12 protein-coding genes and 1 pseudogene are annotated in these 11,588 nt (G+C 72.1%); 8 read left to right on the top strand and 5 right to left on the bottom strand.

Annotation, left to right across the window (positions count from 1 at the left end; all coding sequences use genetic code 11):
- Positions 1 to 46 precede the first annotated feature (46 nt).
- A complete protein-coding gene (locus NLX85_RS05800; protein WP_254331968.1) occupies positions 47 to 928 on the top strand; it encodes a serine hydrolase in 882 nt (293 codons plus the stop codon).
- Between the two features lie 152 nt (positions 929 to 1,080).
- A complete protein-coding gene (locus tag NLX85_RS05795; RefSeq protein ID WP_254331967.1) occupies positions 1,081 to 2,073 on the top strand; it encodes an MBL fold metallo-hydrolase in 993 nt (330 codons plus the stop codon).
- 44 nt (positions 2,074 to 2,117) lie between these two features.
- Here the strand turns inward: NLX85_RS05795 and NLX85_RS05790 are convergent, their stop codons facing one another.
- The gene (locus NLX85_RS05790) at positions 2,118 to 2,657 is read right to left on the bottom strand and encodes a DUF1697 domain-containing protein (protein ID WP_254331966.1); all 540 of its coding nucleotides are present in this window, start codon (positions 2,655 to 2,657) and stop codon (positions 2,118 to 2,120) included.
- A 260-nt stretch (positions 2,658 to 2,917) separates the two neighbouring features.
- Between NLX85_RS05790 and NLX85_RS05785 the strand changes: the two genes are divergently transcribed.
- Positions 2,918 to 5,041 (top strand): hypothetical protein, encoded by a 2,124-nt coding sequence (locus NLX85_RS05785; RefSeq protein ID WP_374628066.1) that lies wholly within the window; start codon positions 2,918 to 2,920, stop codon positions 5,039 to 5,041.
- A gap of 84 nt (positions 5,042 to 5,125) precedes the next feature.
- Here the strand turns inward: NLX85_RS05785 and NLX85_RS05780 are convergent, their stop codons facing one another.
- Complete coding sequence (locus NLX85_RS05780) at positions 5,126 to 5,659, bottom strand: hypothetical protein (RefSeq protein WP_254331964.1); 534 nt, start codon at positions 5,657 to 5,659, stop codon at positions 5,126 to 5,128.
- A gap of 30 nt (positions 5,660 to 5,689) precedes the next feature.
- Positions 5,690 to 6,253, bottom strand: a complete 564-nt coding sequence (locus tag NLX85_RS05775; protein WP_254331963.1) for a heme-binding protein — start codon at positions 6,251 to 6,253, stop codon at positions 5,690 to 5,692.
- Between the two features lie 200 nt (positions 6,254 to 6,453).
- Here NLX85_RS05775 and NLX85_RS05770 point away from each other — a divergent pair, with 200 nt between their 5' ends.
- The gene (locus NLX85_RS05770) at positions 6,454 to 6,906 is read left to right on the top strand and encodes a hypothetical protein (RefSeq protein WP_254331962.1); all 453 of its coding nucleotides are present in this window, start codon (positions 6,454 to 6,456) and stop codon (positions 6,904 to 6,906) included.
- A 131-nt stretch (positions 6,907 to 7,037) separates the two neighbouring features.
- Here the strand turns inward: NLX85_RS05770 and NLX85_RS05765 are convergent, their stop codons facing one another.
- Positions 7,038 to 7,814 (bottom strand): D-Ala-D-Ala carboxypeptidase family metallohydrolase, encoded by a 777-nt coding sequence (locus tag NLX85_RS05765; RefSeq protein WP_254331961.1) that lies wholly within the window; start codon positions 7,812 to 7,814, stop codon positions 7,038 to 7,040.
- A gap of 332 nt (positions 7,815 to 8,146) precedes the next feature.
- Between NLX85_RS05765 and NLX85_RS05760 the strand changes: the two are divergent.
- The 4 genes and pseudogenes from NLX85_RS05760 to NLX85_RS05745 form a co-directional block, all read left to right on the top strand.
- Positions 8,147 to 8,347 (top strand): annotated as a pseudogene (locus tag NLX85_RS05760) (IS607 family transposase); the annotation flags it as partial.
- A complete protein-coding gene (locus NLX85_RS05755) occupies positions 8,344 to 9,762 on the top strand; it encodes an RNA-guided endonuclease TnpB family protein (RefSeq protein WP_254331960.1) in 1,419 nt (472 codons plus the stop codon). The pseudogene NLX85_RS05760 and the gene NLX85_RS05755, both read left to right, overlap by 4 nt.
- Before the next feature lie 14 nt (positions 9,763 to 9,776).
- Positions 9,777 to 10,418 carry a DUF6642 family protein gene (locus NLX85_RS05750; protein ID WP_254331959.1) on the top strand — a complete coding sequence of 214 codons (642 nt, stop codon included), beginning with the start codon at positions 9,777 to 9,779 and terminating at the stop codon, positions 10,416 to 10,418.
- Between the two features lie 32 nt (positions 10,419 to 10,450).
- Positions 10,451 to 10,915: a PPOX class F420-dependent oxidoreductase gene (locus NLX85_RS05745; RefSeq protein ID WP_254331958.1), complete on the top strand. Its 465-nt coding sequence runs from the start codon at positions 10,451 to 10,453 to the stop codon at positions 10,913 to 10,915.
- Positions 10,916 to 10,917: 2 nt separating this feature from the next.
- Here NLX85_RS05745 and NLX85_RS05740 read toward each other — a convergent pair whose 3' ends face one another.
- Positions 10,918 to 11,559 (bottom strand): NAD(P)-dependent oxidoreductase, encoded by a 642-nt coding sequence (locus NLX85_RS05740; RefSeq protein ID WP_254331957.1) that lies wholly within the window; start codon positions 11,557 to 11,559, stop codon positions 10,918 to 10,920.
- Positions 11,560 to 11,588 lie beyond the last annotated feature (29 nt).

Here is an 11,588-nt window from a genome sequence, read left to right as displayed (position 1 = left end):
GGGCCACCCTACGCCCGCCCCGACGAGCGGTGGCTAGCGTGTCGGGGTGAGCGCCGAGCGGATCAACGAGATCTTCCAGCGGGCCGGGATCAGCGGCTGCCTGCACGTCGTGGACGTCGACGCGCCGGGGCGGGAGGTGGCGCTGCGCGCCGACGAGCAGGTGGTGATCGCCTCGGTGTTCAAGATCCTGCTGGTGCTGGAGTTCGCCCGGCAGGCCGTCGCCGGGCAGCTCGACCCGGTCGAGCGGGTGCTGGTCGGCGCGGCCGACCGGCTGGGCGGCTGGGGCGTCGCCGGCTGCGCCGACGACGTCGAGGTGTCCCTGCGCGACCTGGCCTACTTCGCCATGTCGGTCAGTGACAACACGGCCGCCGACCTGCTGCTGCAACGGGTCGGCCCGGACGTGCTGCCGATGCTCGCCGCCGAGCTGGACCTGCCGCGTACCCGGATCGTCGGCGGCCCCCGGCAGCTGGTGGAGACGATGCTCGCCGACGTGGGCGCCCGCACCGAGGCCGACTTCGCCCGGATCTTCCCCACCCTGCCGCCGGAGCGGGTCCGGGCCATGCGGGTCTTCGACCCGGCCCACACCACCTCCAGCACGGCCCGGGAGATGACCCGGCTGCTCGGCCTGATCTGGCGGGACGAGGCCGGGCCGCCGGCCGCCTGCGCGATGGTCCGCGACCTGATGGCCCGGCAGCTCTTCTGGACCCGGCTCGCCGCCGGCTTCCCGCCCGGCGTCCGGGTCGCCGGGAAGACCGGCACCCTGCCCGGCGTGCACCTGGAGGCCGGGGTCGTCGAGTATCCCGACGGCGGCCGGTACGCGGTCGCGGTCTTCGCCCGCACCGAGCGGCTCAGCACCCGCCGGATCGACGTGGACCTGGCCATGGGCGACGCCGCCCGGGCCGCCGTCGAGGCGCTGCGCGTTAGCTGATTTCCCGGCCGCGACCGGCCAAGCCCATGGCTGTGACCTGCGGTGATATCCGGACGCGTATCGACCGTGCCGGCGGACGATCTTGGACGTGGGCGGGTGGCCGGTGGTGGGGTGGGGCCACCGGACAACCTGCTCCACGGGGAGGACCTTCCATGTTCGACGAACGGTCGTACGACCGCCGCCGTTTCCTGCGCGACGCCGCGGCCGGCGCCGCCGCCGTGTCGACCGCCGGCCTCGCCGCCGGCGCGCCGGCCCGGGCCGCCACCACCGCCCCCGCCGCCGCCACCACCACCACCGCCGGGGCCGCGCGCTCCGGCGCGGTCAGCTTCCGCTGGTGGGGTACGTCCGGCTGGCGGATCGACATCGGTGACCGGACGGTGCTGGTCGACCCGTACCTGAGCCGCTACGACACCGGCCTGTTCAAGGGCGCGTTCAACGAGGACACCCCGCTGACCGTGCGGCCCACGGTCATCGACCCGCTGGTCGACCGGGCCGAGAACATCCTGGTCACGCACACCCACTGGGACCACTTCAACGACGTGCCCTACATCGCCGAGCGGACCGGCGGCCGGGTCGTCGGCACCCTGACCGCCTACCACCTCGGGCTTGCCTACGGGCTGCCCACCGGGCGGCTCGCCCCGGTCAAGGGCGGCGAGGTGCTCGACTTCGGCGCCTACACGGTCGAGGTGGTCAGCTCCCTGCACAGCCGCAACGGCGCCTGGTCGATGGCCTTCCCCGGCGTACGGGTCAGCCGGCCGCCGAAGCCGGAGAAGATCTCCGACCTGCCCGAGGGGGACACGCTGGCGTACCAGATCCGGGTCGCCGGCGGCCCGTCGGTGTTCTTCATGGGAGCAAGCGACTTCGCCGAGCGCAACCTGGTCGGGCTGGCCCCCGACGTGGCGATGGTGGCCTCCGCCGCGAGCACCTCCACCGCCGACTACGTGCCCCGGCTGATGGCCGCGCTCGATCATCCGAAGGTCGTGGTGCCGGTGCACTGGGACAACTTCGAGACCCCGCTGACCAACCCGCCGACGGTGGCGCCGAACGACCGCAAGCGCCTCGACGACCTGATCGCCGCCGTGCGGAAGGCGTCGCCGCGCAGCCGCGTGCTGGTGCCGGAGTACCACACGGCGTACCACTTCTAGGACCCGTGGCGGAGGGGCCGGGTCACGGGGGCCGGCCCCTCCGTTCAGCTCGCGGTCAGGTCGCGCAGCGCCAGCACCGACTTCCAGTTCCGGGTGGTCGCCACGACGCCCAGCTTCTTTTCCAGGTGGGCGTTGGTGAATTTGGTCCGCCCGTAACCGCCGTCGGGGAAGTGCAGGTGGATCTCGCGGCCGTCGATCGCGAACTCCAGGTTCTCCCCGTCCGGCACGGCGAGGTCCTTGACCTTGGCCCGGCTCGGCGCGGCCGCGAGGAAGGCCACCAGCACCCGGGTCGGGTCGTCCTGCTTCCCGGCGTACGGGCTGGCCGCCACGACCGAGGCCAGTTCGTCGCCGCTGCGAACCAGCACCGGCACGCGCAGGCCCAGCTCGTCGGCGAGCTTGCGGGCGATGCCCTCGGCCAGGATGTCGTCCTTCGTCGGCGGGCTGCTGAAGACCACGTTGCCGCTCTGCAGGTAGGTCTTGACGTCCTCGTGCCCGAGGTCGGTGACGAGGCGGCGCAAATAGGCCATGGCGAGCCGGGTGCTGCCGACGTTGACGCCCCGCAACAGGGCGGCATAGCGGGTCATGGGGCCTCCTCGCCTCGGCGTCACGTGGACCCCAGCCTAGAACCGCCGCCGCCCGCTATCCGCGCGCGAACAAGTGACTCGCGTTCGTGACACATTCGTTACCCGAAGCTCCCTCCCGCCGCACCGTCGCAAGTGGTTGCCTGAAGACAACATTCCCCTGGTCAGCTGCTGCCTCGGGCGGCACCGACCGGGCAACTGCTCACCCGACGGCGGTGGCCGGAGCTGATCACCGCCTCACAGCAGGAGGCATCCGCGTGCGAATGAGACGACCGAGCCGGATCGCGGCCACGGTGGCGGGCGTGACGGCGCTCGCCTTCACGGTCTCGGCCCCGGCCGAGGCCAACGACCACGAGAACCTTCCCGGCGAGCCGACCATCACGGTGCCGATCAACGACAGCGCGGCGGGCGGCACCTACAACCAGGACTTCACCCGGGTCTACGCCAACACCACCCCCGACGGCACCCCGGTCTACATCTACGTCCCGAAGGGCACCCCGCTGGACGGCACCGCGCCGGCCGGCGTGGCCAGCCTCGACCCGCAGTTCGACCACAACCCGGGCGACGCGTTCGTTCCCTGCGCCACCGCGACGGCCGCGCAGTTCACCCTCACCCAGGCGCAGATCAACTACGTGGGCGACAAGCTCGCCGACCAGATCGTCGCCGTGGACGAGGAACACTACGGCCCGATGGACGCGGCGGACCCGGACGAGCCGGCCAGCGACTCGCTGGTCATGCTGGTCTACAACATCCAGGACGACGCGTACTACGACTGCGCGGTCACCTCGTACACCGCCGGCTACTTCGCGCCGGACTTCATCGACAGCGTCGGCATGAACGTCATCTCGGTCGACGGTCTCGACTGGGCCAACCGGGTCGGCCCGAACGACTCGCCGTGGCGGGACGCCAACCCGGCCAACGACCGGCCGGAGCTGTACGAGGGCACCGTCGCGCACGAACTGGAGCACCTGCTGCACAACTACAGCGACCCCGGTGAGCTGTCCTGGGTCGACGAGGGCCTGGCCGACTTCGCCATCTTCCTCAACGGCCTGGACGCCGGCGGCTCGCACCTGACCAACCACCAGGTCCTGTACGAGGAGACCTCGCTGACCCGGTGGGGCGGCAGCCTCGCGAACTACGGGGCGGCGTTCACCTACTTCCAGTACCTCTGGGAGCAGGCGGGCGGCAACGGCGACGGCACCTACACCCCGGACAAGCAGTACGACGGCAAGGCCGGTGACCTGCTCATCAAGACGATCTTCGAGGAGCAGGCCGACGGCATGACCGGCGTGCAGAACGCCATCGACGACTTCAACGCGGCGACCGGCGCGCACCTGCGCAGCGCGGCCGACCTGTTCCGCGACTGGTCGGTGGCGGTCTACCTGGACGACGAGGACTCGCCGATCTACGACATCAAGGCGTTCAACTTCGGCGACCCCGCCGACACCTCGTGGACGATCGACATCGCCGACGACGTCTTCTGGGCGGGCCGGGGCAGCTACAACGGCGCCACCCCGGAGGCCAAGTGGGCGCGGCTGAAGAACCGCCCCGACACCACCGCCGTGCCGTTCGGCATGTCGGTCGAACGGTTCCGCAACCCCGGCCCGACGGTGTCGCTGGCGTTCGACGGCGACGACGAGACGGTGATCGCGCCGCACACCGGCACCACCCACTGGTACGCCGGGTACGAGAGCCAGGACGACAACATCCTCGACGTCACCACCTCCGGCGCGGTCACCTCGCTGGACTTCTGGAGCTGGTACTTCATCGAGGAGGGCTGGGACTACGGCTTCGTCGAGGCGCTCGTCGGCGGCAACTGGGTGACGGTGCCGGTGCACAACGACGCCGGCCAGGTCGTCACCACCGACGACGACCCGCACGGCAACAACGAGGAGGGCAACGGGATCACCGGCACCTCCGGTGGCGAGTACTTCGTGGACGACCCGGTCTACGTGCACCTCACCGCCGACCTGCCGGCCGGCGCCACGGACGTGCGGTTCCGCTACTCGACCGACGCCGCGTACCTGGACACCGGCTGGTTCGTCGACGACGTCCGGGTCAACGGCGCCGCCGCGACCCTGACCTCGGCGGCGGGCAACTGGGTGACCACCACCGGCGTGCAGGACAACAACTGGACGGTGCAGATCGTCAGCCACTGCGACCTCACGCCGGGCGTCACCTCCGCGGGGGAGACCACCGACGGCGCCGGCAACTGGGTCTACCGGTACACCGGCGACCAGTTCACCGCCAGCGGCCTGCGGACGAAGTGCGCCAACGGCAACCAGGACGACTTCGCCGTCCTGATCTCCAACCTGCCGACCGGTGACCTCACCTACCTGGACGCGGACTACACCTTCCGGGTGACCAACACGGGCAACAAGAAGTAGCTCGCCCATCCCCGTCGGGCCCGCGCCGCACCTTGGGCGCGGGCTCGACGCCGTCCGGGGTCCGGCTTCCGAGCGGGCCCGCGGTCAGGAGTCGCGGTAGAGCGGCAGGCCGAGGCTGGTGCGTACCTTGTCGGCCTGCTTCCCGCCGTCGTGCGCGGCGGCGGCGCGGATCTCCCGCATCAGCGCCGCGGCGCTGCCGGCCTCGGCCGCGAGCTGCCAGTGCCGCAGCGCCACCTGGTTCTCCTCGAGCAGCGCGGCGACCGGGGCCTGCGCCACCGCCGGCCAGGGGGTGGCGCGGAGCTGCTCGGCGTGTGCGGCGTTGGTGGTGGCGACCGTCCGGGCCAGGCCCCGCACCGTCCGCCACGGCCGGCCCGCCTTCAGCGCCTCCTCCAGCTCCTCCAGCGCCGTGTTGTACGGCGCCACGATGGCCAGGTAGCGGCCCTTCGCCTCCTTCACGGTCAGCGGGGCCGGCGCGCTCGGCGAGGGGTTCTCCCAGGCCGGCGGGACGGTCGTCTCGGTGCCGCCGCCGCAGCCGGCGAGCAGCAACACCAGGGCCAGGGCGGCGGGCCAGCGACGCAACGGGGTCTCCCATCGGGCGGGCGGGACCACCGGGTCCACGGGTGATCCGGCGGCCGCTCCGGCCGCCCACTATTCGGCGACCGGAAGCACGACCTCGTTACGGCGCAGGAACCAGGGCTTCCACGGCGGGTCGAAGCGGGCGTACCGGACCGCGCCGGTCGGGCGCAGGCCGGCGGCGGTGACCGCGCGGCCCAGCGCGGTGGCCCGCCGCTCGAACGCCCGCGCGGTCCACCGCCCGGAGAAGCGCATCGCCGCGGCGAGCTGCGCGGGGACCTCCCGGGTGCGGACCAGCGGGTCCGCCGGCTCGGGCAGCGTGGCCGGGGTAAAGCCCGCCGGCATCACGAACCCCACCAGCCAGCTTCCCGGCCGCTCGCCCTCCTCCTGGAGCACGGGAGCCGTCATGGCGATCCGCTCCGCGCCGGCCGACCCGGGTGCCACCGCCGTGACCACCGGGACCGCCCGCCGCGACCGGTTCGCGCCGGAGATGTACCGGGCCAGCGGCCGGAACGCCGCGTTGCCGGCCGACTCGAACGACCCTTCGACGCGCACCTCGGCGACCAGGTGGGCCGGGTAACGGCGCAGCTCGAAACCCGGGTGGCGGGCCACCACGCGGTACGGCTGCCGCTCGGTCATCGCACCCTCCCCGGCCTCGGTGGTCCCACCGCCGACGCTACCGCCGGACGCCGTCCCGGTCCGGCGGACCGGGGACCAGCCGCCCACGACAGCGCGTCCGCCAAGGGGATTGAACTGCTGCCGGCGCGGGGCCGTACCAGTGGTCGAGGATGTGGTGCGGCCGGTCCGCCGCACCGCTGCCGAGCTGCGGGAGGCCTGCCGTGCGAGTTGGTGAGCAGTCGACGGATCCCATCGATCAGATCCTGGGCGAGGTGCCGGTGCCGGCATCGCTGACCCCCGAGGATGTCCGGCTCGCGGTCCGGGCGGTGGTGGTGCACGCCGCCGAGGAGTGGCCCGCCGGACCGAAGTGCCGCAACGACAGCGCCGCGTACCCCTGCCGTCTGCACCGGTGGGGGCGGCGGGTGCTGGAGGCCCACGGCCTCAACGAGCGCCAGATCGACGCCCTGGTACGCCACGGGAACCCGTTCGTGCACGTGCCCTTCCCGTTCGTGCTGTCCGGGCCGTCGGCCGGACGGCCGGCGCCCGCCCAGTCCCCGCGCGGCCCGGCCGGCCGGGTCGCCGCACCTCCGGTGCGGCCCGCTCTCCGGCCCGGCGGTACCGGTCGGCCGGTGGCGCCCCCCGCCACCCGGCCGCGCTGGCCCCGGGCGAGCTGACGACCATCCCGGGTCGCGGCGTGGCGCAGACACGCCGAGCCGGAAAGGTCGCCCGGCTCCCCCGGGGGTACAGACGGCGGCCCGGTCGCAGGGAGCCCCCACCCCTGCGCCGGGCCGCTGTCGACGTCGGGTCAGCTCACCCCGCAGTTCGGGGCGGACCAGCTGGTGGTGTTCGACGACCGGTCCTGGTTGTTCTCCCGGCGTGAGTCCACGTGGACGTGGTCGCTGTGGCCGGGGTAGCCCGGGCCGAAGAGGCCGCTGAAGCCGTGGTCGCGGGCCGACTGGGCCACCTGGCAGAGCGACCGGCTGCGGGAGAGCACGTCGGCCGCGGTGCCGTAGAGGTGCTGGCTGTCCGACGCGCCGCCGACCTGCTCGTTGCAGGCGATGCTGCGGAAGCCGCTGTTGACGTAGAGCGGCGTGTCGCCGAGGCTGCGGCGCAGCGCCTCCAGCTTCCACATGGTGCGCAGCGCCTTCTCCCGGGTCGCGGTCGGCGAGAGCGGGCCCCCGCTCCACCCGCCCTTGCCGCAGCCGTTGTCGAGTTCCGTGTAGCTGAAGTGCTTCGGCGTGCAGTCGCCGTCCTGGAGGTCGTAGATCTTGGCGAACGTCTGCGGGCCGGCGACGCCGTCGGCGCGCAGCCCGTACGCGGACTGGAAGCGGCGCACCGCGGCGGCCGTCTCGGGGCCGTAGATCCCGTCGACCCGGACGATGTCCCGGTACGCGGCCCAGCCGGCCACCCGGATCTGGAGTTGCCGCACGTCCTCGCCGGACCGCCCCTGGTAGAGGTTCCGGGTCCAGGTGTAGCAGCTGTCGGCGTGGGCCGGTGGCGCGGCGACGACCGTGGCGATGGCGGCCCCGGGCAGGGCCAGCGCGAACGCGACGGCCGCCCGCTTGAGCGTGTTGACGCGCACAGAGTTCCTCCCGGTTGAGAGTGTCGTGGGGTTGGAACGGGACATCGACCGGGACGTCCCGTCCCTTCCACCGTGACAGCCGCCCTGCCGATTCGTGGCGAATAACCGGAATTGCTCTCGCGTTAGGCCCTTGCTGGGTGTTCCCTGTGAATTGCGGCGAATTGTGAAACACCCATTCTTGCCTGGACGGTGCCGGCGACGGCCGGACCGCGCGAACGTGACGGAATCCGGTAACTCGCCACACTGAGGGTGATGTCGTCTTGTCACCCCGGCCCGGTAACGTCTGCCCCCGGAGGCCGGGCGCGGCCTCCGGGGCGACCTTCACGGGCCGGGGGTTCGACTTGCTGGAGCATCTGGCGGCGCGCGGCGGCTGCGAGATCGTCGTGGCCAACCAGGAGTCCCTGTCCCCGCAGCAGGAGTTGGTCGAGGATCTCCTGGGCGTTGTGCACACCTTCTCGTGCCGGCTGGACGGTTTGCGCCGCTACGAGATGGAGTTGAAGAGGGCGGACTTGGCTATGGAGGGTGACCGGTGAAGGTCACCCGGATCGCCTACTCGGCCGCACTGAATCCGGGCAAGTACGCTGCCCTGGCGGAGCAGGCCCGACGGTTGGGCCGGGTGCGCAGCGAGGTGTGGCAGCGCTACGGCTCGATCAACGGTGTCGGGGCCGGACTGCGGGACCGGCAGGTGCGGGACCGGTGGCTGGCCGACGGCACACACGCGTTGTTTGGTGTGCTGGCCAATGCGTGGAAGGAAACCGTCCGCGACGCTATGGCCGACATCGCCGCGAACCTGGAGGCGGCCAAGATCGACATCCGGCGGGCGATCAACCGACGCACCACCGATCCGACTGAGCGTAAGCGGATGTTCACGGCGTTGAAGGATGACCAGTGGGCTGGCGATCCGTTCCTGGCCCGGCAGATGCGCAAGCACTGGAAGCGTGGCCATAACCGCACGCACGATCAGATCGTGGTGCGCGCCGACAAGTACCACACCGCCGTCGATGGGCGGGGGCGGTTGTGGCTGGCGATTCCCGGGCTCGAGCCCCGCAAGATGGTCAAGATCCCGCTGTCCACGACCGTCGCCCCCACCGGGACGCTGCGCCTGATCCTGCGCGGCGGCCGAGTCGAGGTGCACTACCAGATCGACGCGTCGCAGATGCGCTCATCACAGCGGCCGTGCGGCGCAGCGACGATCGGCGTGGACAAGGGCTACACCGAAGCCCTCACCGACTCCGACGGCCAGCCCCACGGTGAACAGCTCGGCGACCTGCTCACCCGCGAGTCGGACCGGTTGAAGGAACGTAACAGCCGTCGGGCACAGCTACGCTCAATCGCCAACAACGCCGCCCTGCGTGGCGACTACGCGAAAGCGCACCGGATCAAGGCCAACAACCTCGGCACCGTGAAACGAGACCGGCAGGCCAACCGGCACCGAGCGCGGGTGCGCACGGAAATCTTCACCGCCGTGCACGAGGTCGTGGACAAGGCCGCCACCGTGATCGCCGAAGACCTCACCAAACGCTTCACCGGACGCAAGCCGCTGGGCAAGAACATCAACCGGCGTCTCGCCGCCTGGACCAAAGGAGTCACCGCCGAGGCCCTCAAGAACGTGTCGGAGCGCAGAGGTTCTGCGCTCGTCCACGTCAACGCCGCCTACACCTCACAAACCTGTCACCGCTGCGGACGGCTCGGCCGCCGCAGCGGGGACCGATTTCACTGCACCTCGTGCGGGGTGGTGTGGCAGGCCGACGTGAACGCCGCGATCAACATCCTGCACCGAGCCGGCGACCCCGACATCGCCCTGCACACCCCACACCACAAGGTGAAGCAGATCCTGCAGGACCGGACTGATCGCCACGGGACCAGACTGCCGGTCCAGGACTCCAGCCCAGCCACCGCCGGGCGGAGAGCGAACCATCCGAACCGCTCAACCATGAGCAACAAGTAGGAAGCAGGTGGGCGTTGGCGCGTGGTGGCGTCTTCTGCGTCGAGGGGCAGTGGCACCGGGACCTCAACGAGCGCGGCTCCGTGCTGCCCACCCTCGAACTGCTCGAACGGCTGGGCCGGATCCGATTCATCCACAAGGACGCCGCCACCCGCGACGAGCTCTTCTACTTCCTCGACCGCTGGCTGCTCAAGCAGTACGCCGACTACCGGGTCGGCTTCTTCGCCATGCACGGCGAACCGAGCCGGCTCTGCCTCACCGACTGGGACTCCGTCGAGCTGACCGACGTCGCCGAGCGGATGGCGGGGCGCTGCGAGGGGCGCCGCCTCTACTTCGGCAGCTGCTCGGTGCTGCGCGCCTCCGACGCCGCGCTGCGCGACTTCCTCGACGTCACCGGCGCCGCGCTGGTCTGCGGCTTCACCCGCGAGGTGGACTGGGTGGAGTCGGCCGCCTTCGAGACCGTGCTGCTCGACGTGCTGGCCAACGGGCAGCGGCACAACGCCGCCGAGCTGCGGATGGGCTCGGCGCACTGGGCGCCGCTCGCCTCCTACCTCGGCTTCCGGGTGATCTACGCCAACGGCCGCGCCTGGCGGCCGAGCGCGCGGCCGCGCGTGCCCGAGCAGGCGTCCCCGCGCCGGGTCGCCGGCCGTCCCCGCTGAGGCCCGCCCGGCCCGCCTGGTAGAACCGAGACATGGCACGCAGCATCGCGAGCAACACCCGGGTCGACCGGGACGCCCTCATCGAGTTCCTCCGTCCCCGGCACCGGGTGGTGCTCATGACCACCCGCGCCGACGGCCGCCCGCAGTCGTCCCCGGTCTCCTGCGGCGTCGACGCCGAGGGCCGGCTGGTGATCTCCACCTACCCGGAGCGGGCCAAGGTCGCCAACATCCGCCGCGACCCCCGGGTCTCCGCGTGCGTGCTCTCCGACGACTGGAACGGGCCGTGGGTGCAGGTCGACGGCACCGCCGAGGTGCTCGACCTGCCCGAGGCGCTCGAACCGCTGGTCGAGTACTTCCGCAGCATCTCGGGCGAGCACCCGGACTGGGACGAGTACCGCGCCGCCATGGTCAAGCAGGGCAAGTCGCTGATCCGGGTGACCGTCGACAGCTGGGGGCCGATCGCCACCGGCGGCTTCCCCGCCCGGCTGGCCGACTGACCTCAGTACGCCGCGGTGAAGCGGGCGTTGCCGAACCGCGGGTTCTCGATCTCGTCGACGATCGCCACCGCCAGGTCCTCGTAGGTGAGCACCGAGCGGCCCTCCGCGTCGGTGACCGGGTGGTCGGTGCCGGTGCGGTAGTGGCCGGTCCGCTCGCCCGGGTGGAACTCCAGCGGCGGCGGCGAGACGTAGGTCCAGGTCACCCCGTCGGCCGAGGAGCGGTAGAACTCCAGGGCGTCGGCCTGGCCCTCGGCCGAGTCCCGGTACTCCTCGGGGAAGTCCGGCTCGTCCAGGTAGCGGGTGCCCTTCGGGGTCAGCAACGTCGCCCCGCCGCCCACGTGGATCACCCGGGGCGGGTCGGGCAGTTCGCGCAGGGTGTCGACCAGGGCCCGCGCGGCGTCGCGCCACAGCTCGCGTTCGCCGCCGCCGATGGCCACCACGAACACGTCGGCGTCCCCGGCCAGCTCACGGACGCTCCGGGGCGAGGTCGCGTCACCGGTCACCGTGCGGACCCCGGGCGGCAGGTAGCTGGTCGCCTCCGGGCGGCGCACCGCCGCGGTGACCCGGTGCCCCCGCTCGGCCGCCTCGGCGGCGATCCGCGAGCCCGCGGTGCCGCCGGCGCCGAACACGACGATGTCGCTCATGCTCCCCAGGCTAGGGAGCGGGCCGCCCC

Origin of the sequence: Micromonospora sp. A3M-1-15, assembly GCF_024213425.1 — a bacterium.
Classification (GTDB): Bacteria; Actinomycetota; Actinomycetes; order Mycobacteriales; family Micromonosporaceae; genus Micromonospora; species Micromonospora chersina.
The sequence above is the reverse complement of the archived record's forward strand: the minus strand, read 5'-3'. Positions and strand labels throughout refer to the sequence as shown.

What these genes read in the sequence shown, in the direction of transcription:
- NLX85_RS05795 (WP_254331967.1), top strand. Translation starts at nt 1,081, where the DNA reads ATGTTCGACGAACGGTCGTACGACCGCCGCCGTTTCCTGCGCGACGCC.
- NLX85_RS05790 (WP_254331966.1), bottom strand. Translation starts at nt 2,657, where the DNA reads ATGACCCGCTATGCCGCCCTGTTGCGGGGCGTCAACGTCGGCAGCACC.
- NLX85_RS05785 (WP_374628066.1), top strand. Translation starts at nt 2,918, where the DNA reads ATGAGACGACCGAGCCGGATCGCGGCCACGGTGGCGGGCGTGACGGCG.
- NLX85_RS05775 (WP_254331963.1), bottom strand. Translation starts at nt 6,253, where the DNA reads ATGACCGAGCGGCAGCCGTACCGCGTGGTGGCCCGCCACCCGGGTTTC.
- NLX85_RS05745 (WP_254331958.1), top strand. Translation starts at nt 10,451, where the DNA reads ATGGCACGCAGCATCGCGAGCAACACCCGGGTCGACCGGGACGCCCTC.
- NLX85_RS05740 (WP_254331957.1), bottom strand. Translation starts at nt 11,559, where the DNA reads ATGAGCGACATCGTCGTGTTCGGCGCCGGCGGCACCGCGGGCTCGCGG.